Raw genomic sequence first — 559 nt, forward strand, 5'->3', positions numbered from 1 at the left:
ATGAAGATTCAGACGCCTGTTCGTGCCGCAAACCAAACCCCGGCATGCTGTTAAAAGCAGCGGAGGAGCACAGCTTAAATTTGGCTAACTGCATCGTGATTGGCGACCGGTGGAAAGACCTAGTAGCGGCCAGTGCAGCAGGCGCTCACTGCATTTTAGTGTTAACAGGAGCCGGGCATGACACGTTACATAAACGAGGAAAATGGGCTGATGTACAACCAGCCTTTATTGCAGCCAATATACAGGAAGCTGTTCAATTTATCTTTACATCACTGAGTTCACAGCCGATACTATCGCATTCACATACTCGTTGAACAGCTGCTCATCCTGTAATAATTGTTCATACTGCGGAGTGGTGATTTCAAGCTGCAGTCCTTTATGCCGCTGATTGTCGTTGGCGATATTTCGAGGTGAAACGCCTTTTAAATGTACGGGCGTTTCACTGATCGGAAAATTCGAAAGTGCTTGACGCACCGCTTTTTCTAACTTTTCGTCTCTTCCTCCAATATAAGTTGTGCAGACATCGCTATAGGCACCGTGAAGAGAAATGGTGACCTCT

At 46.7% G+C, this 559-nt stretch carries 2 protein-coding genes; one reads left to right on the plus strand and one right to left on the minus strand.

The genetic code is table 11. The features are described from left to right. The coding region (locus AC27IT_RS27980) for an HAD-IA family hydrolase (RefSeq protein WP_487092287.1) at positions 1-314 on the plus strand (314 nt) is incomplete at its 5' end. Here the strand turns inward: AC27IT_RS27980 and AC27IT_RS27985 are convergent. Then, positions 265-559 (minus strand): poly-gamma-glutamate hydrolase family protein (locus tag AC27IT_RS27985; RefSeq protein WP_487092288.1); only part of this gene is annotated, 295 nt, incomplete at its 5' end. The two genes, AC27IT_RS27980 and AC27IT_RS27985, sit on opposite strands and share 50 nt — an antisense overlap.

Source organism: Brevibacillus sp. YAE8 (assembly GCF_057543335.1).